The 22351-nt window shown below is 65.2% G+C and carries 23 protein-coding genes; 9 read left to right on the forward strand and 14 right to left on the reverse strand.

Going from position 1 to position 22351, the window contains the following annotated elements; all coding sequences use genetic code 11:
* Window positions 1-16 precede the first annotated feature (16 nt).
* From QEP15_RS15350 to QEP15_RS15360, 3 genes are read left to right on the forward strand one after another with little or no spacing between them, the layout of a single operon-like run.
* Entirely contained in the window at window positions 17-1039 is a 1023-nt protein-coding gene (locus QEP15_RS15350) for a formylglycine-generating enzyme family protein (RefSeq protein WP_152384787.1), read from the forward strand.
* On the forward strand, window positions 1036-2070 hold the full coding sequence (locus QEP15_RS15355) for a formylglycine-generating enzyme family protein (protein WP_152384788.1): 1035 nt from the start codon (window positions 1036-1038) through the stop codon (window positions 2068-2070). The genes QEP15_RS15350 and QEP15_RS15355 overlap by 4 nt, the downstream gene beginning before the upstream one ends.
* A complete protein-coding gene (locus QEP15_RS15360; RefSeq protein WP_280147664.1) occupies window positions 2067-3101 on the forward strand; it encodes a formylglycine-generating enzyme family protein in 1035 nt (344 codons plus the stop codon). Before QEP15_RS15355 ends, QEP15_RS15360 begins: the two co-directional genes overlap by 4 nt.
* A 22-nt stretch (window positions 3102-3123) precedes the next feature.
* Here QEP15_RS15360 and QEP15_RS15365 read toward each other — a convergent pair whose 3' ends face one another.
* From QEP15_RS15365 to QEP15_RS15390, 6 genes are all read right to left on the reverse strand, one after another.
* Window positions 3124-4236: an NADH:flavin oxidoreductase/NADH oxidase gene (locus QEP15_RS15365; RefSeq protein WP_280147665.1), complete on the reverse strand. Its 1113-nt coding sequence runs from the start codon at window positions 4234-4236 to the stop codon at window positions 3124-3126.
* A gap of 95 nt (window positions 4237-4331) precedes the next feature.
* Entirely contained in the window at window positions 4332-5102 is a 771-nt protein-coding gene (gene ehuA, locus QEP15_RS15370) for an ectoine/hydroxyectoine ABC transporter ATP-binding protein EhuA (protein WP_180098444.1), read from the reverse strand.
* Window positions 5099-5770 carry an ectoine/hydroxyectoine ABC transporter permease subunit EhuD gene (gene ehuD / locus QEP15_RS15375; RefSeq protein ID WP_056324341.1) on the reverse strand — a complete coding sequence of 224 codons (672 nt, stop codon included), beginning with the start codon at window positions 5768-5770 and terminating at the stop codon, window positions 5099-5101. The genes ehuA and ehuD overlap by 4 nt, the downstream gene beginning before the upstream one ends.
* Window positions 5767-6420 carry an ectoine/hydroxyectoine ABC transporter permease subunit EhuC gene (gene ehuC / locus QEP15_RS15380; RefSeq protein WP_180098443.1) on the reverse strand — a complete coding sequence of 218 codons (654 nt, stop codon included), beginning with the start codon at window positions 6418-6420 and terminating at the stop codon, window positions 5767-5769. The genes ehuD and ehuC overlap by 4 nt, the downstream gene beginning before the upstream one ends.
* Before the next feature lie 9 nt (window positions 6421-6429).
* The gene (gene ehuB / locus QEP15_RS15385; protein ID WP_081101021.1) at window positions 6430-7341 is read right to left on the reverse strand and encodes an ectoine/hydroxyectoine ABC transporter substrate-binding protein EhuB; all 912 of its coding nucleotides are present in this window, start codon (window positions 7339-7341) and stop codon (window positions 6430-6432) included.
* Window positions 7342-7518: 177 nt separating this feature from the next.
* Window positions 7519-8673, reverse strand: coding sequence for an ABC transporter substrate-binding protein (locus QEP15_RS15390; RefSeq protein WP_280147666.1), 1155 nt, complete (start codon window positions 8671-8673; stop codon window positions 7519-7521).
* Between the two features lie 278 nt (window positions 8674-8951).
* Here QEP15_RS15390 and QEP15_RS15395 point away from each other — a divergent pair, with 278 nt between their 5' ends.
* Both QEP15_RS15395 and QEP15_RS15400 read left to right on the forward strand, forming a co-directional pair.
* Entirely contained in the window at window positions 8952-9377 is a 426-nt protein-coding gene (locus QEP15_RS15395) for an OsmC family protein (protein WP_062840687.1), read from the forward strand.
* 129 nt (window positions 9378-9506) lie between these two features.
* Window positions 9507-10796: an Nramp family divalent metal transporter gene (locus tag QEP15_RS15400; RefSeq protein ID WP_280147667.1), complete on the forward strand. Its 1290-nt coding sequence runs from the start codon at window positions 9507-9509 to the stop codon at window positions 10794-10796.
* A gap of 80 nt (window positions 10797-10876) precedes the next feature.
* On the opposite strand, the gene QEP15_RS15405 is transcribed toward QEP15_RS15400, so the two are convergent.
* Window positions 10877-11098: a hypothetical protein gene (locus tag QEP15_RS15405; RefSeq protein ID WP_056324328.1), complete on the reverse strand. Its 222-nt coding sequence runs from the start codon at window positions 11096-11098 to the stop codon at window positions 10877-10879.
* Window positions 11099-11270: 172 nt separating this feature from the next.
* Window positions 11271-11897 carry a TetR/AcrR family transcriptional regulator gene (locus tag QEP15_RS15410; protein WP_152384795.1) on the reverse strand — a complete coding sequence of 209 codons (627 nt, stop codon included), beginning with the start codon at window positions 11895-11897 and terminating at the stop codon, window positions 11271-11273.
* A gap of 127 nt (window positions 11898-12024) precedes the next feature.
* On the opposite strand from QEP15_RS15410, the gene QEP15_RS15415 reads away from it, so the two are divergent.
* Window positions 12025-13308: an MFS transporter gene (locus QEP15_RS15415; protein ID WP_180098440.1), complete on the forward strand. Its 1284-nt coding sequence runs from the start codon at window positions 12025-12027 to the stop codon at window positions 13306-13308.
* Between the two features lie 64 nt (window positions 13309-13372).
* Here the strand turns inward: QEP15_RS15415 and QEP15_RS15420 are convergent, their stop codons facing one another.
* The gene (locus QEP15_RS15420) at window positions 13373-14074 is read right to left on the reverse strand and encodes a GntR family transcriptional regulator (RefSeq protein ID WP_280147668.1); all 702 of its coding nucleotides are present in this window, start codon (window positions 14072-14074) and stop codon (window positions 13373-13375) included.
* A 127-nt stretch (window positions 14075-14201) separates the two neighbouring features.
* Here QEP15_RS15420 and QEP15_RS15425 point away from each other — a divergent pair, with 127 nt between their 5' ends.
* The 3 genes from QEP15_RS15425 to QEP15_RS15435 all read left to right on the forward strand — a co-directional run bounded on the left by QEP15_RS15425 (window position 14202) and on the right by QEP15_RS15435 (window position 17384).
* The gene (locus QEP15_RS15425) at window positions 14202-15197 is read left to right on the forward strand and encodes a tripartite tricarboxylate transporter substrate binding protein (RefSeq protein WP_152384797.1); all 996 of its coding nucleotides are present in this window, start codon (window positions 14202-14204) and stop codon (window positions 15195-15197) included.
* A gap of 90 nt (window positions 15198-15287) precedes the next feature.
* Entirely contained in the window at window positions 15288-16088 is an 801-nt protein-coding gene (locus tag QEP15_RS15430; RefSeq protein WP_280147669.1) for an enoyl-CoA hydratase/isomerase family protein, read from the forward strand.
* A gap of 21 nt (window positions 16089-16109) precedes the next feature.
* Window positions 16110-17384, forward strand: a complete 1275-nt coding sequence (locus tag QEP15_RS15435) for a CaiB/BaiF CoA transferase family protein (RefSeq protein ID WP_226846217.1) — start codon at window positions 16110-16112, stop codon at window positions 17382-17384.
* Window positions 17385-17430: 46 nt separating this feature from the next.
* Here QEP15_RS15435 and QEP15_RS15440 read toward each other — a convergent pair whose 3' ends face one another.
* From QEP15_RS15440 to QEP15_RS15460, 5 genes are all read right to left on the reverse strand, one after another.
* A complete protein-coding gene (locus QEP15_RS15440) occupies window positions 17431-18159 on the reverse strand; it encodes an ABC transporter ATP-binding protein (protein WP_056324308.1) in 729 nt (242 codons plus the stop codon).
* The gene (locus QEP15_RS15445) at window positions 18156-18959 is read right to left on the reverse strand and encodes an ABC transporter ATP-binding protein (protein ID WP_280147670.1); all 804 of its coding nucleotides are present in this window, start codon (window positions 18957-18959) and stop codon (window positions 18156-18158) included. The genes QEP15_RS15440 and QEP15_RS15445 overlap by 4 nt, the downstream gene beginning before the upstream one ends.
* A complete protein-coding gene (locus QEP15_RS15450; RefSeq protein ID WP_152384799.1) occupies window positions 18956-20044 on the reverse strand; it encodes an ABC transporter permease subunit in 1089 nt (362 codons plus the stop codon). Before QEP15_RS15450 ends, QEP15_RS15445 begins: the two co-directional genes overlap by 4 nt.
* Window positions 20041-20970, reverse strand: coding sequence for a branched-chain amino acid ABC transporter permease (locus QEP15_RS15455; protein WP_056324299.1), 930 nt, complete (start codon window positions 20968-20970; stop codon window positions 20041-20043). Before QEP15_RS15455 ends, QEP15_RS15450 begins: the two co-directional genes overlap by 4 nt.
* A 153-nt stretch (window positions 20971-21123) precedes the next feature.
* Window positions 21124-22269, reverse strand: a complete 1146-nt coding sequence (locus QEP15_RS15460; RefSeq protein ID WP_056324296.1) for a branched-chain amino acid ABC transporter substrate-binding protein — start codon at window positions 22267-22269, stop codon at window positions 21124-21126.
* Between the last annotated feature and the right edge of the window lie 82 nt (window positions 22270-22351).

Below are 22351 nucleotides of genomic sequence, written 5' to 3' on the forward strand. Positions count from 1 at the left end.
TTAGGGAGCTTTATCGATGCACCGTCTTTTATTCTCCGTGGCAGGGCTCTTCGCCCTGAGCGCCTGTCACGCCCCCCCGGTCGACAGCCAAAGCCTGTCCGCGACTCACGTCGCCGCCATCTCCAAGCGCATCGAACAGCGCTACCGCCAACATCCTGCCCAAGAGCGCCTGGCCTTGCTCAAGCAGGTCGTCACCGCCATCGACAACATGGTCTTTATCGAAGGCGGCACCTTCGAGATGGGCGATTTCGGCTGGGTGAGCGAATACGACCCCACCAACATGTGCGAATGGCCATGCGGGCAGGAGCTCGACGCGCTGTTGCCGCTGGTGCCCGAAGCCGATGCCCGTCCCTTGCACAAGGTCCGCCTCGACAGCTTCTACATGGCCAAATACCACACCACCGTTGACGAGGATGACCGGTATCGTTTGATGAATGGTAAGCCACTGTACCGCTCGGAACTCACGGAAGAAGAGAGGGCGAGTGGTTTGACCGAGCCCTACCGTGTCCGTCAGGCAAGGCAGTTCAAGCCGGACCTCCCTACGCGCAGCCAATGGCAGGACGGCAAAGACTACTGCCTGTGGCTGGGCGAGATGAGCGGCCTGCCCGTGGACCTGCCCACCGAAGCGCAGTACGAATACGCCGCCCGCTCCGCCGGCCGCTATGTCGTCTATCCCACCGACACCGGCAGCCTGGACTATGGCCGAAACGTGCACAGCACGGAGTTCGGCACCTTCCGTTTGGTCGGCGTCGGTTCATTCCCGCCGAACCCGATTGGCCTTTACGAAATGGGAGAGAACGCCAGATCATGGGTGAACGACTGGTACGACCCCCAGTACTACCAACACTCGCCGGTCGACAATCCGCGCGGCCCGGAAAGCGGCACAGAAAAAGTCATGCGAGGTGGCATCTACTACGATACCACTCGGCTCTCAGCCATGACCACGTTCCGCTTTCCTGAGACGCCAACATTGAAAGACTACTACTCCGGAATCAGCTATCGCTGTTCCATCCAGCAAGCCGAGCCATTGAAGAAATGAAGCTCGCGATGCGCCGTCTTCTATTGCCCGTGGCGGGGGCGTTTGCCCTGAGTGCCTGTCACGCCCCACCAGTCGACAGCCAGAGCCTGTCCGCGACGCACGTCACCGCCATCGCCAAGCGCATCGAGCAGCGCTACCCCAAGCATCCTGCCCAAGAGCGCCTGGCCTTGCTCAAGCAGGTCGTCACCGCCATCGACAACATGGTCTTTATCGAAGGCGGCACCTTCGAGATGGGCGATTTTGGCTGGGTGAGCGAATACGACCCCACCAACATGTGCGAATGGCCATGCGGGCAGGAGATCGACGCGTTGTTGCCGCTGGTGCCCGAAGCCGATGCCCGTCCCTTGCACAAGGTCCGCCTCGACAGCTTCTACATGGCCAAGTACCACACCACCATCGGCGAGGATGATCGCTATCGACTGATGAACGGCAAGCCCCTGTACCGTTCGGAACTCACGGAAGAAGAGCGAGCGAGTGGCTTGAGCGAGCCCTACCGTGTCCGCCAGGCAAGGCAGTTCAAGCCGGACTTCCCGGCGCGTGCTCATTGGCAGGACGGCAAAGATTACTGCCTGTGGCTGGGCGAGATGAGCGGCCTGCCCGTGGACCTGCCCACCGAAGCGCAGTACGAGTATGCCGCCCGCTCTGGCGGCCGATATGTCGTCTATCCCACCGACACCGGCAGCCTGGACTATGGCCGAAATGTGCACAGCGGGGAGTTCGGTACACACCGTTTGATTGCCGTCGGTTCATACCCCCCGAACCCGATTGGTCTCTACGAAATGGGTGAGAACGCCAGATCATGGATGAACGATTGGTACGACCCCCAGTACTACCAGCACTCGCCGGTGGACAATCCGCGAGGCCCGGAACGCGGCAAAGAGAAAGTCATGCGGGGCGGCATCTACAACGAAACCCCTCAGTTCTCAGCCATGACCACGTTCCGCTTTCCTGAGATGCCGACAATGAAAGACTACTACTCCGGAATCAGCTATCGCTGTTCCATCCAGCAAGCCGAGCCATTGAAAAAATGAAGCTCGCGATGCACCGTCTTCTATTGCCCGTGGCGGGGGCGTTTGCCCTGAGCGCCTGTCACGCCCCACCAGTCGACAGCCAAAGCCTGTCCGCGACGCACGTCACCGCCATCGCCAAGCGCATCGAACAGCGCTACCCCAAGCATCCTGCCCAAGAGCGCCTGGCCTTGCTCAAGCAGGTCGTCACCGCCATCGACAACATGGTCTTTATCGAAGGCGGCACCTTCGAGATGGGCGATTTTGGCTGGGTGAGCGAATACGACCCCACCAACATGTGCGAATGGCCATGCGGGCAGGAGCTCGACGCGTTGTTGCCGCTGGTGCCCGAAGCCGATGCCCGTCCCTTGCACAAGGTTCGCGTCGACAGCTTCTACATGGCCAAGTACCACACCACCGTTGGCGAGGATGATCGCTATCGTCTGATGAATGGTAAGCCACTGGGCGACATGGAGCTCACCGAAGAAGAACGCAAACTTGGCCTGACAACCCCCTACCGCATTAGCGAAGCAAGGCAGTTCAAGCCAGACTTCCCGGCGCGTGCTCATTGGCAGGACGGCAAAGATTACTGCCTGTGGCTGGGCGAGATGAGCGGCCTGCCCGTGGACCTGCCCACCGAAGCGCAATACGAGTATGCCGCCCGCTCTGGCGGCCGATATGTCGTCTATCCCACCGACACCGGCAGCCTGGACTATGGCCGAAATGTGCACAGCACGGAGTTCGGCACCTTCCGTTTGGTCGACGTCGGTTCATTCCCCCCGAACCCGATTGGCCTTTACGAAATGGGAGAGAATGCCAGATCATGGGTGAACGACTGGTACGACCCCCAGTACTACCAGCACTCGCCGGTCGACAATCCGCGCGGCCCGGAAAGCGGCACAGAGAAAGTCATGCGGGGTGGCATCTATTACGAAACCACTCAGTTCTCAGCCATGACCACGTTCCGCTTTCCTGAGACGCCAACAGTGAAAGACTACTACGCCGGAATCAGCTATCGTTGTTCCATCCAGCAAGCCGAGCCATTGAAAAAATGAAGCTCGCAATGCCCTATCGGCGCTAGCGCTGGCCGAAGCGCGTCTCGCCGAACAACGCCTTCAACTCGCGCGGCTGCGACCGCCAGTATTGCTTTGGCGCGCTGACCTGGCCGCCCAGCTGGGCGGCCGCGTGCCACGGCCAGCGCGGGTCGTAGAGCATGCCGCGCGCCAGCGCGACCATGTCGGCCTGGCCCTGCGCAATGATGTCCTCGGCCTGCTGGGCCTCGGTGATGAGGCCCACCGTGATCGTAGGCATGCCGATCCGGCGCTTGATTTCCTCGGCGAAGGGAACCTGGTAGTTCGGCCCGACCGGGATCTTCTGCTGTGGCGACACGCCGCCGCTCGAGACGTCGATGAACTCACAGCCGCGCGCCTTTAGCGCTTCGGCGAAGGTCAACGTCTGTTCCAGGTCCCAGCCGCCCTCGACCCAGTCGGTCGCGGACACGCGCACACCCAGCGCCACCGATTGCGGCACGATCTCGCGCAGGGCCTGGAAGACTTCCAGCGGAAAGCGCATGCGGTTCTCCAGCGATCCGCCGTAGGCGTCGTCGCGCTGATTCGACAGCGGCGACAGGAACTGGTGCAGCAGATAGCCATGCGCGGCATGCACTTCGATGGCGTCAAAGCCCAGGCGTAGCGCGCGCCGGGCGCTGTCGACGAACGCATGGCGGATGCGCTCGAGGCCCGCCGCGTCCAGCGCATGCGGCGCGGGCTCGTGTGCGTTGTGCGGCACGGCGGACGGCGCCCAACCCTGCCAGCCGCCAGCGCTTTCGGGGACAAGCTGGCCGCCGTTCCAAGGCGCGTCACTGGAAGCCTTGCGGCCGGCATGGCCCAGCTGGATGCCCAGTTTGATGGGCGAGTAACGGCGCACGGCGGCAATCACCTTGCCCAGCGCGGCTTCGGTCTCGTCGGACCACAGGCCCAGGTCTCCGGGAGAGATGCGGCCGTCGGCCTCGACCGCGGTGGCTTCGGTAAAAAGCAGCGCGGCGCCCGACAGCGCCAGGTGCCCCAAGTGAATCATGTGCCAATCCGTGGCGCAGCCCGCTTCGGCGGAATATTCGCACATGGGTGCGATGACGATGCGGTTGGCCAAGGCGACATTGCCGATTGACGTGGGGCTGAACAGATGGCTCATGCGGAAAGGCTCCGGGTGCGTTGGACGACACAGCATAGCGCCCGGCCGGGCAAACGCCGTCAATCCCAACGCCCCCGGCAGGGTTACCGCATCGCCTACTGCCCTTCGATCACCGAATCCAGGAACTGGCGCGTGCGCGCCTCCTTGGGCTGGCTGAACAGCACGGACGACTCGGCATCCTCGACGATGTTGCCCTGGTCGAAGAACAGCGTGCGGTCCGAGCTGCGTTCGGCGAACTTCATCTGGTGCGTGACGATGATCATCGTCATGCTGCGGCGGGCAGACAGGTCGCGCAGGATCTGCAAAATTCCGCCGACCAGCTCGGGGTCGAGCGCGGACGTGACTTCATCGAACAGCATCACCTGCGGGCACATCGCCAGCGCGCGCGCGATGCCCACCCGCTGCTTCTGCCCACCCGATAGCTGCGCGGGATAAACGTCGAGCTTGTCGCCCAAACCCACCATGTCCAGATACTCGACGGCGCGATCGCGCGCCTGGTCGCGCGGCATGCCCAGCACGTGCAGCGGCGCCTCCATGGCGTTGCCCAGCGCCGTCATGTGCGGGAACAGGTTGAAGTGCTGAAACACCATGCCGATCTTGCCGCGCACCTGGCGCAGGTGCGCGGAGTTGACGCCGGCAGGCCGGCCCTGCGCATCGGTCCACATCGGCTCGCCATCGATCTCGATGTCGCCGCTGGTGGGCGGATCCAGCGTCATCAGCACGCGCAGCAACGTGGACTTGCCCGAACCCGACGGGCCGATGACAGCCACGGTCTGCCCCGCCGGGATCTCGAGGTTGATGCCTCGCAGGACTTCCACGTCTCCAAAACGCTTGTGCAGATTCTTGATGCTCACGCTGGCGCTCATCGTTTTCCTCCATATCGTTGCAGGCGGGCCTCCAGGCCGCGCACGCCCCAGGCCGCGACCAGGCTCAGCGCCAGGAACAGCAGGCCCACCAGGGTCAGGGGTTCGGTGTACCGGAACGTCGCGGATCCGATCATCTTGCTTTGCTGCAGCAGCTCGACCACGGTGATGGCCGACAGCAGCGGCGTGTCCTTGAACATCGCCACCAGGTAGTTGCCCAGCGCGGGCACCACCGGCGGGATCGCCTGCGGCAACACCACGCCCACCGCCGTGCGCCAGCGCGACATGTTCAGCGCCGTGGCCGCTTCCCACTGGCCGCGTGGCACGGCTTCAATGCCGGCGCGGTAAACCTCGGCGCAATAGGTGGCGTAGTGCAGGCCGAGCGCCACGATCCCCGTCATGAGCGGCGACATCTGGGCGCCGGTCAGCGGCAAGACATAGAACAGGAAGTACATCTGCACCAGCAGCGGCGTGCTGCGCACGAACTCGATGAAAAACGCCGTGGGCATCGACACGATGCGCAGCCGCGACCGCCGGAGCATGGCAAGCACCAGCCCCAACGTCACCGCCACCAGCATGCCGAGCACGGTGGCCTGGATCGTGATGACGAGCGCCGACCCTAGCGTGGGCAGGATTTCCAGGGCGAAAGACCAGTCAAATATCGGTGTCATCGGACTCGGACCCTCCGCTCAAGCAGACGCACGCCCGCGGTGATCAATAGGGCCACGGCAAAGTACATCAGCAGCATCAGCGTGAAGATCTCGGTCGTGCGCAGGGTTTCGCTGCGCAGCAGTTGGCCGCGGAACGTCAGGTCGGTGATGGTGATCAGCGACACCAGGGCCGTGTTCTTCAGGAGTTCGATCAGCAGGTTGCCGGCGGGCGGCAGCATGGCCGGCACGGCTTGCGGCAGCACGATGCGCTGCATGATCTGACGGCGCGTGAGGTTCAACGCCACGCCGGCTTCACGCTGCCCGGGCGGCACGGCCCGGATGGCGCCGCGCACCACTTCCGCCCCATACGCGCCCGCATTCAGCGCCAGCACCACGATGCCGACCAGCATGGCCGGCAGTTGCACGCCAAAGAGCGGCAGCACGAAGTAGAACCAGAAGAGCTGCACCAGGGCCGACGTGCCGCGAAAGACCTCAACGTAGATCGACGCCGCCCAACGCACGGGCCGCAGGGTGGACAGGCGGCCCAGCCCCGACAGCAGCGCAAGCGGCACCGCCAGGACCACGGCGCCCGCCATGATCTGCAGCGTGACGACCAGCCCCTCGAGCAGGGGCGGCACAAGCTGCGCGATATGTTCAGACATCAACTGCATCGGCGCCCCTTACTGTCCGCTGCAGAGCTTGTCCGCGGTCACCCCTTGGGGCAGTTCGTCGGCCGTAAAGCCGAACGGCTCGACGAGCTTCTTGTGTTCGTCGGTGCCGATGAACTTGGCGAGCTCGGCGTTGAAGGCGTCCGCGAAGGCCTTGTCGTCCGTGCGGAAGGCATAGGCGCCGTAACCGCGCACGCCCTTGCCGTCGATGACCGGGTCCGTGAACGGCTCGGCCTTTTCCAGCCCGCTGCCCGCCTGCGTCTTGCCCATCAGATCGTTGATGGTGAGCGCGGTTGCGGCATAGGCATCGGCGCGGCCGGCCTGCACACCGGACAGCGCGCTGACCGCATCCGGAAACACGACCACCTGCCCTGCCGGGATGTTGACCTTCTGCGCGTAATCGCCCTCGATGGCGCCCACCACCACGCCAAGCTTGGCGTCGGGGTTCTTGGCCACGTCTTCGTAACTGTGCAGGTTCTTGGGATTGCCGTCCTTGACGAGGAACGCTTCGCCCACGCCATAGGTGGGATTGGAAAACGCCACCTGCTGGCAGCGCTCGGGCGTGATGTACATGCCCGCCGCAATGATGTCGAAGCGCTTGGCCGCAAGACCCGGGATGAGCGAACCGAATTCGGTCAGGACCCCTTCCACCTCGTTGATGCCCATGCGCTTGAGCACCACGCGGGCGATTTCCACCGATTCGCCGGTGACCTTGGCCTCTTTGCTGTCCATGTAGGCAAATGGCGCCTCGTTGGCGTAGCCGATACGGATCTTTCCGGCCGACTTGGCGGCTTCCAGCGTGCTGGCGCTGCTGGCGGGCGCATCGCCTGCTGCCGCGGTCTTGTCGCCGCCCGAGTCCGAACACGCCGCGAGAACGCCCAGGCCAAGGGCCAACAGCAGTCGTCTGGATTGGATGAGGGTCATGAATCTTTCTCCCGAATTTATTTCTAGGTACATGGCTTCACTAAAAATAATACGCTAAGAAATGATTTCGACACGAATGATATAGACGTGAAAAAGCAGGCCTAAGCCTGCTTTTGACGTTCGATGCCCTATGACGCGTTAGGACACGTTACGAACGGTAGATAGATATGGCACCGTTTATTGGGCGTAGGAAAAGCGGCCATTCTTGACCGTGCCCATCACGCGGGCGCGCTCATCGAATCCCTGGTGGTTTTCCTTGGTGATGTTCAAGACGCCATTGGGAACGACCAGGTCACGGGTGTTTTCCAGCGCGTCGCGCAGCGCCAGGCGGAACTCGGGCGTGCCAGGCTTGGCGCCCGTCTTGAGCGCCCGAGACACCGCCGAATCCAGCAGCATCCAGGCACCATAGGCGTCCCCGGCGAACTGGGTCAGCGTATTGGGGCCGTATTGCTGCTCGTACTTGTCCGCAAAGGCCACCGCCACCTTCTTGACCGGGTTGGAATCGGGCAACTCGCGTGCCACCACACCCGGGCCGGTGGGGAACAGGGTGCCCTCCACGTCCTTGCCGCCGACCTGCAGGAATTCAAGCGTGCCGATGCCGTGCGTCTGGTAGACGGCGCCGGTGTAGCCGCGTTCGAGCAGCGTCTTCTGGGGCAGCGCGGCTGGCGTGCCGGAGCCGGCGATCAGCACTGCGTCCGGCTTGGCGGCAATGACCTTGAGCACCTGGCCGACCACCGACGCGTCGGTGCGCTGAAAGCGCTCTTGCGCGACGAGTTTCAGATCGGACCCGGCCGCGGCCGTGAACTCCTTCAGCCAGCTGTCGCCATACGAATCGGCAAAGCCGATGAAGGCCACGTTCTTCAGGCCTTTCTTCTTCATGTCTTCGACCAGCACCGTGGCCATCAGCGAGTCGTTCTGCGGCATCTTGAAGGCCCAGGTGCGCTTGGGGTCCGACTGCGGTTCCACGATGACGCTGGACGCGGCCAGCGCGATCATCGGCGTCTTGGTTTCGGCCAGCACGTCCAGGGCGGCCAGCGCGGAAGCTGTGATGTTGGGGCCGACGATGGCGTCCACCTTGTCCTCGGAGGTCAGCTTGCGCATGTTCTTGACCGCCCGGCTGACGTCCGTGCCGTCGTCCAGCACCACGTAACGCGCGGGTTCGCCGCCCAGCGTGTTGGGCCACAGGCGGATCGCGTTGTTGGTCTGGATGCCGATGGCGGCGGCGGGGCCCGTGGTGGACACGTCCACGCCGATCACGATTTCAGCTTGGGCGGACAGGGCGGGGACGGCCAGCGCGACGGCGCAGGCGTAGCGGGCAAGGATGCAAGGCATGACTACGGCTCTTGGATGGGAGTGAAGGAGATGCCGCTATTTTGCCTGATGCGCCAGCGGCGGTTATTGACGTGGCCAACCCTTGTTGGAGGTGAATGCCCCGCCAGGCCATCGTTACATCGGCTTGCCGTTGCGTACCGGTGTCTTACGCGATGGGCGGGGTGGCGGGCCGTATCATCGACGGTGCCGCCTGAGGCAAGGCGCGCCGCCCCCACGGCGGCGCCTCTCCCCACCCCGGACGCGCCGCACGCGGCTGCGTTCCCACACAGGAGTCACGTATGAAGAAAACCGCAACCGCCGCCTGGTCGGGCGATCTGAAGACTGGCAAAGGCACGATTTCCACGCAGAGCGGCGCGCTCAAGAGCCAACCTTACGGCTTTAACACCCGCTTCGGCGACACGCCGGGCACCAACCCCGAAGAACTGCTGGGCGCGGCGCACGCCGGGTGCTTCACCATGGCGTTGTCCAACATCCTGGGCGAAGCGGGCATGGTCGCGCAAAGCCTGGACACCAAGGCCGAAGTCACGCTGGACAAGGTCGATGACGGCTTTTCCATCACCGCCGTGCATCTGACCGTGGAGGCCGTCATTCCCGGCGCTTCCGCTGAAGCGTTCGAGGAAGCCGCCCGCAAAGCCGAAAAGGGCTGCCCGGTTTCCAAGGTGCTGAACGCCAAGATCTCGATGGACGCCAAGCTGAAGTCCTGACCGGCGCGAGGATCATCCGGCTCCGGACGGGGCCGGATCATTGGCCCGCCCTATCCCCGGCGTGGCCAAAATCAATTTGACGGTGCAGGTGCGCTCCTGAAAAATGAGAACCATTCTCAGGAGCAGCACATGACCGGATTCATCTACGCAATATCAGGCGGCAATGCCGCCCTGGCGCAGGACGCGCGGGTTTCCGCGAACCTGCGCCGCATGGTCGGGTCGGGCATCCTGGTCGCCGTCGGCTACATCGATCCGGGCAACTGGGCAACCGACATCGCCGGCGGCAGCGGCTTTGGCTACGGCCTGCTGATGGTCGTCATCACGTCGGCCTTTCTGGCGCTGGGCTTTCAGGTGCTGGTGTCGCGCCTGGCGCTTGCCACCGGCCAGGATCTGGCCACCCTCACCGCCCGCCACCTCTCCCCGCGTTTGGCCAAGGCAGCCTGGCTGGCCGGCGAGGCCGCCATTCTCGCGACCGCGTTGGCCGAACTGATCGGCGGCGCGATTGCGCTGCGGCTGCTGTTCGGACTGCCGCTCATCGCGGGCGTCGCGGTGACGGGGATCGGCACCTTTGCCGTGCTGGCCATGACGCGCGGCAATGCCGACCGGCATGAACGCGTGATCGCCCTGCTGTTGTCCGTGGTCGCGCTGTCGTTCGTCTTCCTGCTGTTCAAGGCCAATCCCGCCTGGACGGAAGTGGCGCAGGGCGTCACCGAGACCGGCCGCGCGCTGCGCGATCCGCAAGGCTTTTTGATCGCGCTGGGGATTCTGGGCGCGACCCTCATGCCGCACAACCTCTATCTGCATTCGGGCTCGCTTGCGCAGCGGGCGCAGGATCTGCCGCCGCAGGCGCTGGGCATGGCGATGCGCGTGGCGCGCAACGACACGATCGTGTCGCTGGGCGTGGCCATGCTCATCAATTCGGCCATCATGATCGTGGCGGCCGCCTCGCTGTCGGGATCCGGCATGACGGTGTCCAGTCTGGACGATGCGCATGCGGTGATCGGCCACACGCTGGGCATCGGGGCGGCGGTCGTGTTTGCCGTGGCGCTGTACGCCGCGGGCCAAAGCTCCACCATCACGGGCGTGTTGGCCGGACGCATCCTGTCCAAGGGATTCCAGGTCGGCAGCAACTGGTCCGACCGCCGCCGCGCATTGATGTCGCGCTTGGTGGCGGGCGCTGCCGCCGTCGGCCTGCTGGCGTTCACGGGCGGCAACGATCCGGACGGGTTGCTGGTGCTGAGCCAGGTCATCCTGAGCCTTGCCCTGCCCTTCGCCCTGGGTCCGCTGGTCGTGCTGGCCTGCCGCAAGAGCCTGATGGGCCGCTACGTGCTGAAAGGCGCGTGGGCCTGGGCCGCCATCGGCGCCACCGTGGGCATCATCGTGCTGGACGCCTATCTGCTGCTGGATATCGTGGCCTGACGGAGCCAGCGCCGCCTGCCAGCGGCAGGCAAAAAAAAAACGCCAGCGATCAAAGCTGGCGTTTTTTTTGGCGAGGTGCTTCAGTGGTACGCGGACACGACGGGGTGTTGACGGCGGCCGGCGTCCATATTGTGCAGGACCTCGCCGACAGCGCCGCCCAGTGCAGCCATGCGCAGCTTCAGGCGCAACCAGCGCGAGCGTGCGGTGGGACCGGACAGGGTTTCCGCCTTGATGGCCTCGCGGATCAGGGACCGCTCCAGCGCATCCGACATACGGGCATTTTTCAACGCGGTATCGCTCATGATTCTCTCCTTGAGAAAGCGCGATGTGGAACAACGTGAATCCATCTTAGATCCGCGTATGCTGCGTTGCAATAAAAACCACAAACATTTTTTTCGGCGTTGCGCAATGGGTACAAACACCACCACAACGGTGCATGCCGCACGCGGTTACGCACCGAGTTTGTGCGACGGCCTAGGCTGATCGGCCGGGCAGGTGCGCCTGAATCAGCTTGTCGGCCATCGAAGCCACCCGTCCGGCGGGCCCACCCGCCCCGAAAAGCTGGCTGGATACGAACGCGCCTTCGATCAATAGCAGCAGTCCATCGGCCAGGGCTTCGGGATCTTCCGCGCCCATCTCGGCGGCCATGGCGTTCAGCCGGCGGCGCAATTCGCGTTTATGTTCAACGGCCACGGCGCGGGCCGGATGATTGGGTTCGGGGTATTCGACCGCGGCGTTCGTCAGCCCGCATCCCCGGTAGCCGTTCTGCACCGCACGTCCTGCCATGCCGGTCAGGTAGTCGAGCAATTGGGCGCGCGGATCGCCCGGATGGGCGGCGCACGCGGCGTCAAAGCGCGCCCAGAATTCGGCGTCGTAATCGCGCAGGTACGCAGCCGCCAATTCGTCCTTCGAGGAAAAACTGCGGTACAGGCTGGGTTTCGTCACGCCAGCCTGGTTGACGATGGCGTCCACGCCCACGGCGCGGATGCCGTCGCGGTAGAACATCTCGCGCGCGGTCTTGCGGATGCGGTCGGCCGCCAGGAGCGGCTTGGATGGCGTGGCGCCGGGGGCGGCGGACGCGGGGGAACTCTTGCTGGCCATACGAGGCTCCTTTTCTGCGAAACAGCGCGAGCGGCCATCTGCGAAAACAGGGTCGCCAAAAATCGCTTGACGATGTTACTGACCGGTACGTACTATCCGCAAACCTTAATACGTACCGGTCAGTAACATGAGTATAGCCCAGCCTCCGTTCCCCTTCCGCCGCGCCGGTCAGAAGTACGCGTTCGTGGTGGTTGCCGTGATTTTCCTGTCGCTGCTGGTCGCGGCCGGCCTGCGATCGTCTCCCAGTGTGCTGCTGGTGCCGCTGGAAGAAACGTTCGGATGGAGCCGAAGTTCGATCTCGTTTGCCGCCGCGCTGGGCATTTTTCTGTACGGCCTGGTTGGCCCCTTCGCAGCCGCCGCGATGGAGCGCTTTGGATTGCGGCGCGTGCTGATCACGGCGCTGATCCTGATGTCGGCCTCCAGCGCCGTCAGCGCCTACATGACCGAACCCTGGCATCTGATCATGACCTGGGGCGTGTTCTCGGGCATCAGTTCGGGCGCCGTGGCGATCGTGATGGGCGCGACCGTGGTGAACCGCTGGTTCGTCAAGCACCGCGGACTGATGATGGGCCTTCTGACCGCCAGCGCCGCCACCGGCACGCTGGTGTTCCTGCCGGTGCTGGCCGCGCTGGCCTCGTCGGGCGACTGGACGCGCGTGGTCTGGACGGTGGCCGGCGCCGCGGCCGCGCTGGTGCCGCTGGCCTGGTGGCTGGTGCCCGACCGACCTTCCAGCGTGGGCCTCGTGCCGTTCGGCAGCGATCCGCACGCGGCTCCCACCCCCGCCGCGCCGCGCACCGGCATGGTGGCCGCCACCTTCGGCACGCTGGCGCGCGCGGCCCGCACGCGCACGTTCTGGTATTTGTTCGCCACCTTTTTCGTGTGCGGGTTCACGACCAATGGCCTGGTGGGCACGCACCTGATCGCACTTTGCGGCGACCACGGCATGCCCGAAGTGCAGGCGGCCGGCTTGCTGGCCATGATGGGCATCTTCGACCTGCTTGGGACCACGGCCTCCGGCTGGCTGACCGACCGCTACGACCCGCGCAAGCTGCTATTTGTCTACTACGCGTTGCGCGGCCTGTCCCTGATGTACCTGCCCTATTCCGATTTCTCGTTCTACAGCCTGTCGATCTTCGCGATCTTTTTTGGTCTGGACTGGATTGCCACGGTGCCGCCCACGCTGCGCCTGACGACGGAAGCCTTCGGCGAACGCGACGCCTCGATCGTCTTCGGGTGGATCGTCGCGGGCCACCAGATGGGCGCGGCTAGCGCCGCGTGGATGGCCGGCGCCCTGCGCGAAGCCCAGGGCAGCTACCTGATGGCTTTTGTGATCTCGGGCTCGACCGGCATCATCGCCGCCGTGCTGGCGCTCATGATCGGCAGAAAGCGCGTCGTGGCGCAACCTGCCTGAACTCGCCCGTCCGCTTGTAGGCAGGCGCCTGCATGCGAACGGGCCGCGACGCGCCGCCATGCCCTCAGGCCGCGCCGCCGGTGCGCCCGCGCAGGTTGTAGGCCTTCTTGCCGCCCACGTGTTTGCGGATGAGGGCTTCGGCGCGTTCGCCGTCGCGCGCCATCAACGCCTGCACAAAGGCCTCGTGGTCGGCCACCGCCGTCGTCCATTCGTCCAGGTCGAAATTGGACTTGTAGCGCAGCGCCTGCACCTGCAGGTTCAACCGGTCGTAGGAGTGTGACAACGCCGGGTTGTGCGCGGCGCGATTTATGGCGATGTGCGTGCCCATGCTGGCCGCGAAGTACGCGCAGATGTCCCGCTTTTCATAGGTTTCAAGCATCTGCGCATGCAGCCGCCCGATCTGCGCCAGCTCCGCGTCGGACGCGCGCTCGGCGGCGCTGCGCACCGCCAGCCCTTCCAGCACCGACAGCACATCGAAGATGTTCTCGATGTCCTCGGCGGACAGCTCGATCACCATTGCGCCGCGCTTGGGCTGCAGCGTCACCAGGCCATCCGAGGCCAGCATCCGGTACGCCTCGCGCAGCGGCGTGCGGGAGATCTTCAGTTGATCGCACAGATCCCGTTCGTTCAGCCACGTGCCGGGCTTTAGCGTGCCATCGATGATGAGCTGGCGCAGCCGTTCCGCCACGACAGCCGGCAGCGTGGGATGGTGAATGGCCAAATCGGGGACGGAGACATCGGCAATCAAGGGTTCAGGGTTAGCCATGGGTTGTTCATGCTCGCAACATCGACTATTTTTGTATCTGGTATACCAAACACCAACGGCATACCAACCTGACCCAATCATAGAGCAAGCAGCCCCTGGGCAGGACTCATCCACCAAAGGAGACCCTATGAACAAGCATGCTCGCGCCTGGACCGGCGTATTGATGCTGGCCGCCGGCCTTGCGGCGGCCACCCCCGCCGTGGCGCAGGATCCGGTGAAGTGGCCGGAACGTCCCATCCGGCTGGTCGTCGGCTTCGTGCCCGGCGGCGGCACCGACGTGTCGGCCCGCATCCTTTCGGCGCGCCTGTCCACCCTGCTGGGCCAGCAGGTCGTGGTCGAAAACAAGCCGGGGGCTTCCGGCCTGATTGCGGCCGACTATGTAGTCAAGGCGGATCCGGACGGCTACACGCTGCTGCTGGCCAATATGCAGTCCACCGTGGCGGCGCCTTACGTCGTGCAGTCCAACATCGATCCCAACAAGGATTTCACGGCGGTTCGGTACATCGGGTCGGTGCCGAACGTGCTGGTCGTCAATCCCGCCAAGCACGCGTATGCCACGGTGCAGAACCTGGTGGACGACGCCCGCGCCAAGCCCAAGCAACTCTTGTACGCGTCGTCCGGCATGGGCAGCCCGCAGCATCTGAGCGCCGCGCGCTTCTCGCAGATTGCCGGGGTGCAGATGGAGCACGTGCCGTACAAGGGCAGCGGCCAGGCCATGACCGACCTGCTGGGCGGCAGCGTGGACCTGAACTTCGACACGCTGCCGGGCGCGATCAACCAGATCCAGGCCGGCAAGCTGCGGCCGCTGGCCGTGACCAGTCCGCAGCGCAGCAAGCGGCTGCCCGATGTGCCGACGCTGGCCGAATCCGGCATCAAGGGCCTGGACGTCGTGCAGTGGTACGCGGTCCTTGCTCCGGCCAAGCTGCCCCACCCGATCATGGAAAAGCTCGACCGGGCGCTTGCCCAGACGCTGGCCGACCCCGAGGTCGCCGCCAAGCTCGCCGACCAGGGCATGGACCTGGGCGGCGGTCCGCAATCCCCCGCCGCCTTCGCCTCGTACGTGCGGGACGAATGGAGCAAGTACGGCAAGCTCACCGCAAGCCTGGGCCTGACGAAGCAGTAAGGCCCGCAGCAAGCCCCGCAGTAAGCCCCAACAACGGGCACGACTCACCTGGCGGGGGACGCTCCCCCCCGCGCATGCAAAAGGAATCCCATGACCGCTACTTCCACCCCGGGCTCCTCGCCCATCCTGCTGCACCGCGACGGCGACATCGCAACCGTGGTGCTGAACCGGCCGGAAAAGCTCAACGCCTTCACCATCGACGGCTGGCGCTTGCTGGGCGACACCTTTCTCGAACTGGACCGTGACGACGGCGTGCGCTGCGTGCTGCTGCGCGGCGCGGGCGAGAAGGCATTTTCGCCGGGCAACGACATCGGCGAGTTCGAGACGGCCCGCAGCAACAAGCGGCAGGCCGTGGAGTACGGCGCCGTCATGCGCCGCACGATCGAGGCGATCAGCGGGTGCCGCCACCCCGTGGTGGCGCAGATCCATGGCATCTGCGTGGGCGGCGGGCTGGAGATCGCCAGCCTGGCCGACGTGCGCATCTGCGGGGAAAGCTCACGGTTCGGCGTGCCCATCAAGAACCTGGGGCTGGTGATGTCGTATTCGGAACTGGCCCCGCTGGTTCGGCTGGTCGGCCCCACCGTGGCGCTGCAGGTGCTGCTGGAAGGCAACATCTTCGACGCCGCCGAGGCCTTGCGACTGGGCGTGGTCTCGCGCGTGCTGGCCGATGACCAGGTGGCGGCCGACGCCCAGGCAACGGCCCGCCGGATCGCGGACGGCGCGCCGCTGGTGGCCCGCTGGCACAAGAAGTTCGTGCGCAACCTGGTGCAAGGCAAGGCGCTGACCGATGCCGACCGCGACGAAGCTTTCGACTGCTTCGACACCGAGGATTTCCGCGCCGGCTACCGCGCCTTCCTGGCCAAGGCCAAACCGCAATTCAGCGGCCGCTGAACGAACGATCGAGGAACACGCATGCACAACGACAACCGCGGCTCCGGCCGCCCGCCCTTTTCCGCTTCCGATGCCCCCGCCGCCGGCGCGCTGGCCGGCATGCGCGTCATCGAGCTGTCGCAGATCATGGCAGGCCCCACCTGCGGCATGATGCTCGCGGACCTGGGCGCCGATGTCATCAAGGTCGAGAAGATCGACGGCGGCGACGATTCGCGCCAATACCGCGATCCGCAGATCAACGGCATCTCCGCGCCTTTCCTGATGCTCAACCGCAACAAGCGCGCCATCGCGCTGGACCTGAAGCATCCCGACGGCAAGAAGGTGCTCTTGCGCATGATCCGCGACGCCGACGTGGTGACCGAGAACTTCCGCAAGGGCACGATGGAGAAGCTGGGCCTGGGCTACGACACGCTGCGCAAGGAGAATCCGGGTCTCATCTATTGCGCCGTCTCGGGCTATGGCACGACGGGCCCCTACGCCGACAAGGGCGGATTCGACCTGGTGGCGCAAGGCTTCTCGGGGTTGATGGCCATCACCGGTGAACCCGGCGGGCCGCCGCTGCGCACCGGCAACTCGGTGGCCGACATCAACGCGGGCCTGCTCGCGGCGTTCGGCGTGCTGGCGGCGTACCAGCACAAGCAGCGCACCGGCGAAGGCCAGATCGTCGAGACGTCGCTGCTGGAGGCCAGCCTGCAGCAGCTCTACTGGCATGCCGCCATCTACTTCGGCAGCGGCGTCTCGCCCGGTCCCACGGGGTCGGCGCACGTGCTGAGCGCGCCCTATCAGGCGTTTCCCACGCGCACCGACTGGATCATCATCGGCGGCGCCAACGAAAAGAACTGGCAGCGCATCGCGCAGGCGCTGGGCAAGCCCGAATGGGCAGACGATCCGCGCTTTGCGCGCAATCGCGACCGCATGCAGAACCGCGACGAACTGGTGGAGGAGATTTCCGCCATCCTGAAAACCCGCGACGCGCAGGAATGGCTGGACATCTTCGACGCGGCCGGCGTGCCCGCCGGTCCGGTGCACTCGATCGCGCAGGCGTTGTCGCACCCGCAGACGCTGGCGCGTGAAATGGTGGTGGAACAGGAGCATCCCGTGGCGGGCAAGGTCCGCACCGTGGGCATGCCCGTGAAACTGTCCGCCACGCCTGCCCGGTATCATCGCGCCGCGCCGCGGCTGGGCGAGGATTCCATCGCGATCTTGGGCGAATTCGGCTATGACAGGCAGGAGATCGACGCGCTGATCGACGCCGGCGTGGTCGCGGCCGTGGACCGCGAGCCGGTGCAGGCCTGAGGCTGAATAAACGCAAGGCGGGAGCCCGCCTTGCGTCAGGTTTTGCTTACTCCACTTCGCCCAGGTACGCCGCGCGCACCTTGGGATCGTGCAGCATGTCGCGCGCGGGTCCCGACAGGGTGATCTCGCCCGACTCCATCACGTAGCCGCGATGGCTGTTTTCCAGGGCGAGGCGCGCATTCTGCTCGATGAGCAGAATCGTCACGCCTTCGCTGGCGATGGTGCGCACCACGTCGAACACCTTTTCGACCATCAGCGGCGCAAGCCCCATCGACGGCTCGTCCAGCAGCAGCAGCTTCGGGCGCGCGATCATCGCGCGGCCCATCGCCACCATCTGCTGCTCGCCGCCCGACAGCGTGCCGGCGGCCTGCTTGCGGCGTTCGGCCAGGCGCGGGAACAAGGTGAAGACGCGGTCCGTGTCCTGGCGGATCTGCGCGGCGTCGCGGCGGATGTAACCGCCCATCGCCAGGTTTTCCTCGATGGTGAGCTGCCCGAAGATGCCGCGGCCCTCCGGCACCATCACCAAGCCCTTGCGGACCAGTTCGTGCGACTTCTGTCCGCCGATGGATTGCCCGGCATAGACGACCTCGCCGCCGGCCAGCGGCACCAGGCCGCAGATGGCGCGCAGCGTCGTGCTCTTGCCCGCGCCGTTGGCGCCGATCAGGCAAACCAGTTCGCCGTCGTCCACGCGCAGGTCGATGCCGCGCACCGCGCGGATGCCGCCGTAGGACACTTGCAGGCCCCGCAGCTCGAGCAGGGGTTGGGATGCGGTCATGTTGCCTGGCCCTCGTTGTGGATGAGCGGATCCTGCGCAGCTCCGGCGCCAAGATACGCTTCAATGACCTTGGGATCGCGCTGCACCTGGGCAGGCTTGCCCATCGCCAGCACCTTCCCGTATTCCAGCACCAGCACGCGATCGCACAGGCCCATGACGAGCTTCATGTCGTGTTCGATCAGCAGCACCGTGACCCCGTCGGCGCGGATCTTTTCCACCAGCGTGCGCAGCACGACCGTTTCCGAGGCATTCATGCCCGCGGCAGGTTCGTCCAGCGCCAGCAGCTTCGGATCCGTCGCGAGCGCGCGGGCGATCTCCAGACGCCGCTGGTCGCCATAAGGCAGCGACCGCGCGACGTCGTTGGCGCGATGGCCGATGCCCACGTAGTCCAGCAGCTCCTGCGCGCGCGCCTCGATGGCGGCTTCTTCGGCACGGGTCGCGCGGGTGCGCAGCACCGCACCCAGCACGCCCGCGCGGGTGCGCATGTGGCGGCCGATCATCACGTTCTCGACCGCGCTCAGGTTCGCGAAGAGGCGGATGTTCTGGAAGGTGCGCGCCAGGCCCGCGTACGCGACCTCGTGCGGCTTCTTGCCCGACATGGATTCGCCGTTGAACGTGCAGGTGCCTTCCTCGGGGATGTAAAGGCCGGTCAGCACGTTGAACAGCGTCGTCTTGCCCGCGCCGTTCGGGCCGATCAGCCCGTAGATCTCGCCTTGTTCGATGTCGAAACTGACGCCCGACAGGGCCTGCAGCCCGCCGAAGCGCTTGCCCAGTCCCTGGGCTTGCAACAGCTTGCTCATGCCGCGCCTCCTTGCGTCTTGGTGGCAAGTTCGCGCTTGCGCACCGCCGACGGCCACAGGCCGGCCGGACGGAACAGCATCACGCACACCATCGCCAAGCCGAACAGCAGCATGCGGATGCCCTCCGGATCCAGCACCACGGCGCCGAACAGCATGTGCTGGACGGGTTCCACGACGGCGCGCAGGAATTCCGGCAACGCGGCCAGGATCAGGGCGCCCAGGATGACGCCCGGAATGTGGCCCATGCCGCCGAGCACCACCATGCACAGGATCGAAATGGACTCCATGAGCGAGAAGCTCTCGGGGCTGACAAAGCCCTGCATCGACGCGAAGAGCGCGCCCGCGACGCCCCCGAACGAAGCGCCCATCGCAAAGGCCAGCAGCTTGATGTTGCGGGTGTTGATGCCCATCGCCTTGGCGGCGATTTCGTCTTCGCGGATGGCTTCCCACGCGCGGCCGATGCGCGAATTCTGCAGGCGCACGCACACCAGGATGATGATCAGTGTCAGCGCCAGCAGCAGGTAGTAGTACTTTTCCGGCCCGGTGAACCGGATGCCCATCAGGTTCTGCGTTCGGCCAAAAACAAACTCGCCCACCTTGAAGGTGTCGATGCGGTTGATGCCTTGCGGCCCGTTGGTGATGTTGATCGGCGCATTCAGGTTGTTCAGGAAGATGCGGATGATCTCGCCAAACCCGAGCGTCACGATGGCCAGGTAGTCGCCTCGCAACTTCAATGTCGGCGCGCCCAGCAGCACCCCGAACAAGCACGCGACCGCCAGCGCGATCGGCAGGATCGCCCAGAACGGCAGGTGCAGCCCGAAATGCGGCGAGGCAAGCAGCGCCCACGTGTAGGCCCCCACCGCGTAGAACGCGATATAGCCCAGGTCCAGGAGACCCGCGAAGCCCACCACGATGTTCAGGCCCAGCGACAGCATCACGTACAGCAACGCGAAGTTCAGGATGCGGACCCAGCTCTGGCCGGCCATGCCGATGACGAACGGCAGCACGGCCAGGACGACGCCGATCAGCGCGATGCCGATCAGGTTGCGGGTGGAGAACCCGCTTTTCTTCAGATGGGCGTTCATGCGCGATCCCCCACCCGTTCACCCAGGAGACCCGAGGGACGGAAGATCAGCACCAGCACCAGCACGAAGAACGCAAACACGTCCTGATAATGGCTGCCCAAAAAGCCGCCGGTCAGGTCGCCGATGTAGCCCGCGCCCAGCGATTCGATGATGCCCAGCAGCAAGCCGCCGGCCATGGCGCCGACCAGGTTGCCGATCCCGCCCAGCACGGCGGCGGTGAACGCCTTCAGACCCAGCATGAAGCCCATCGTGTATTGCGACACGCCGTAATACGTGGCGACCATCATGCCGGCCACGGCAGCAAGCGCCGACCCGATCAGGAAGGCTGCCGAAATCACCGTATTGATGTTCACGCCCATCAGGCCCGCGACCTCGCGGTTCTGCGCGGTGGCGCGCATCGCGGTGCCCAGCCGGGTCTTGTGCACGACAGCCAGCAAGCCGCCCATGATGAGCGCCGCGATCACCACGATGGCGATCTGCAGCGTGCTCATCCGCGCGCCGGCAAACTCGAACACCTGCGGCGACAGCACTTGCGGGAAGTTCAGGTAGTTGCGGCCCCAGCCCATCATCGCCACGTTCTGCAGGATGATGGACACGCCGATGGCCGTGATAAGGGCCGCCAGCCGGGGCGCGCGGCGCAGCGGCCGGTAGGCCACGCGTTCGGCCGTCCAGCCCACCGCCATGCACAGCGGCACCGAGACCAGCAGGCCCACGCCCAGGACCACAAAGGCCGAGACGCCGGGATCGCCGCCCACCAGCGAAATGGCGATCGTGGTGGCCGCCATCGCGCCGATCATGACGACGTCGCCATGCGCGAAGTTGATCAGCCCGATGATGCCGTACACCATGGTGTAGCCAAGGGCGACCAGGGCGTACACGCTGCCGAGCGTGACGCCGTTAATCAGTTGTTGAATGAAGATATCCATAGGGGCCGCTGAATAAGCCTGGAAGAATCGCGCGGGGCGGCCAGGGCGCAAAGGCCTGGCCGCGCGTCGCGCGCCGCTGCGCCGGACGGCGCGTGCGGAAAAAAGCGGGCGGATCGTGGCGCGTGGCCTGCGCCGCCCTGATTTCGAGCCGGCTTAGTTGGCCTGGCTGACCATCGTTTCAACCATCTCCCACTTGCCGTTCTTGACTTCGTAGATGGTGACCGAGATTTCCTTCAGATCGCCCTTGTCGTCGTAGGAAATGTGCTCGCTCGTCGCGCCCTTGCGGTTCAGCTTGGCCAGCTTGGGCAGATACTTTTCGGGTTCGGCGGAACCGGCCTGTTCGATGGCCGTGATCATGTTCCAGGCGCCGTCGTAGGCGTACGGCGCGTACACGCCGGGGGCCTTCTTGAAGCGGGCCTGGTAACGCTGCTCGAAGTCCTTGCCCGCGGCCATCTTGTCCAGCGGCACGCCGGCCAGCGAGGCGTAGGTGCCGTCGGCGGCGTCGCCCGCCAGCTTGATGAACGTGTCGCTGCGCGTCATTTCGCCGGACACCAGCGGAGCCTTCAGGCCCAGCGTGGCGAGCTGGCGTTTCATGGGGCCGGACTGCGCGTCCAGGCCGCCGTAGAAGATGGCGTCAGGCGCGGAGCCCTTGATGTTGGTCAGGATGGCCGTGAAGTCGTTGGCCTTGTCGGTGGTGTACTCGCGGCGCACGACCTGGCCGCCGGCGGCCTTGACGGCCTTCTCGACCTCGTCGGCCAGACCTTGGCCGTAGGCGGTGCGGTCATCGATGATCGCGACCTTCTTGGCCTTCAGGTTTTGCACGATGAACTTGCCGACCGCGGCGCCCTGCTGGGTGTCGCTGGTCATCATGCGGAACGTGGTTTCGTAGCCCTGCTTGGTGTATTCGGGCGAGGTCGCCATGGCGATCTGCGGCAGGCCGGCCTCATGGTAGACGCGCGATGCCGGAATGGTGGTGCCCGAGTTGAAGTGTCCCAGGATGCCCACGACGTCCTGGTCGACGAGCTGCTGGGCCACCTGCACGCCCACGCGCGGGTCAGCCTGGTCATCGCGCGAAACCAGCACGAACTTGGCCGTCTCGCCGTCAACCTTGATGCCCTTCTTGTTGGCTTCTTCGAGCGCCAGGTTCAGACCGTTCTGCATGTCCTCGCCGTAGTGCGATTGCGGACCGGTCAGCGGGGCGGCAAAGCCGAACTTGATGTCGGCGGCCTGCGCGGCGGCGGTCATGCCGGCAGCGGCGATGCTGGCGGCGAGGAGCTTCAAAGTGGTGCGCAACTTCATGGGGAATCCTCCGAGGTATCGGACTATGGCCTTGTTATACCTGAGCTTTTAGCCAGGCTTTTGGTTTTTTACTACCGCGGGC

It is taken from the genome of Achromobacter mucicolens (assembly GCF_029866465.1).
GTDB classification, from domain to species: domain Bacteria; phylum Pseudomonadota; class Gammaproteobacteria; order Burkholderiales; family Burkholderiaceae_B; genus Achromobacter; species Achromobacter mucicolens.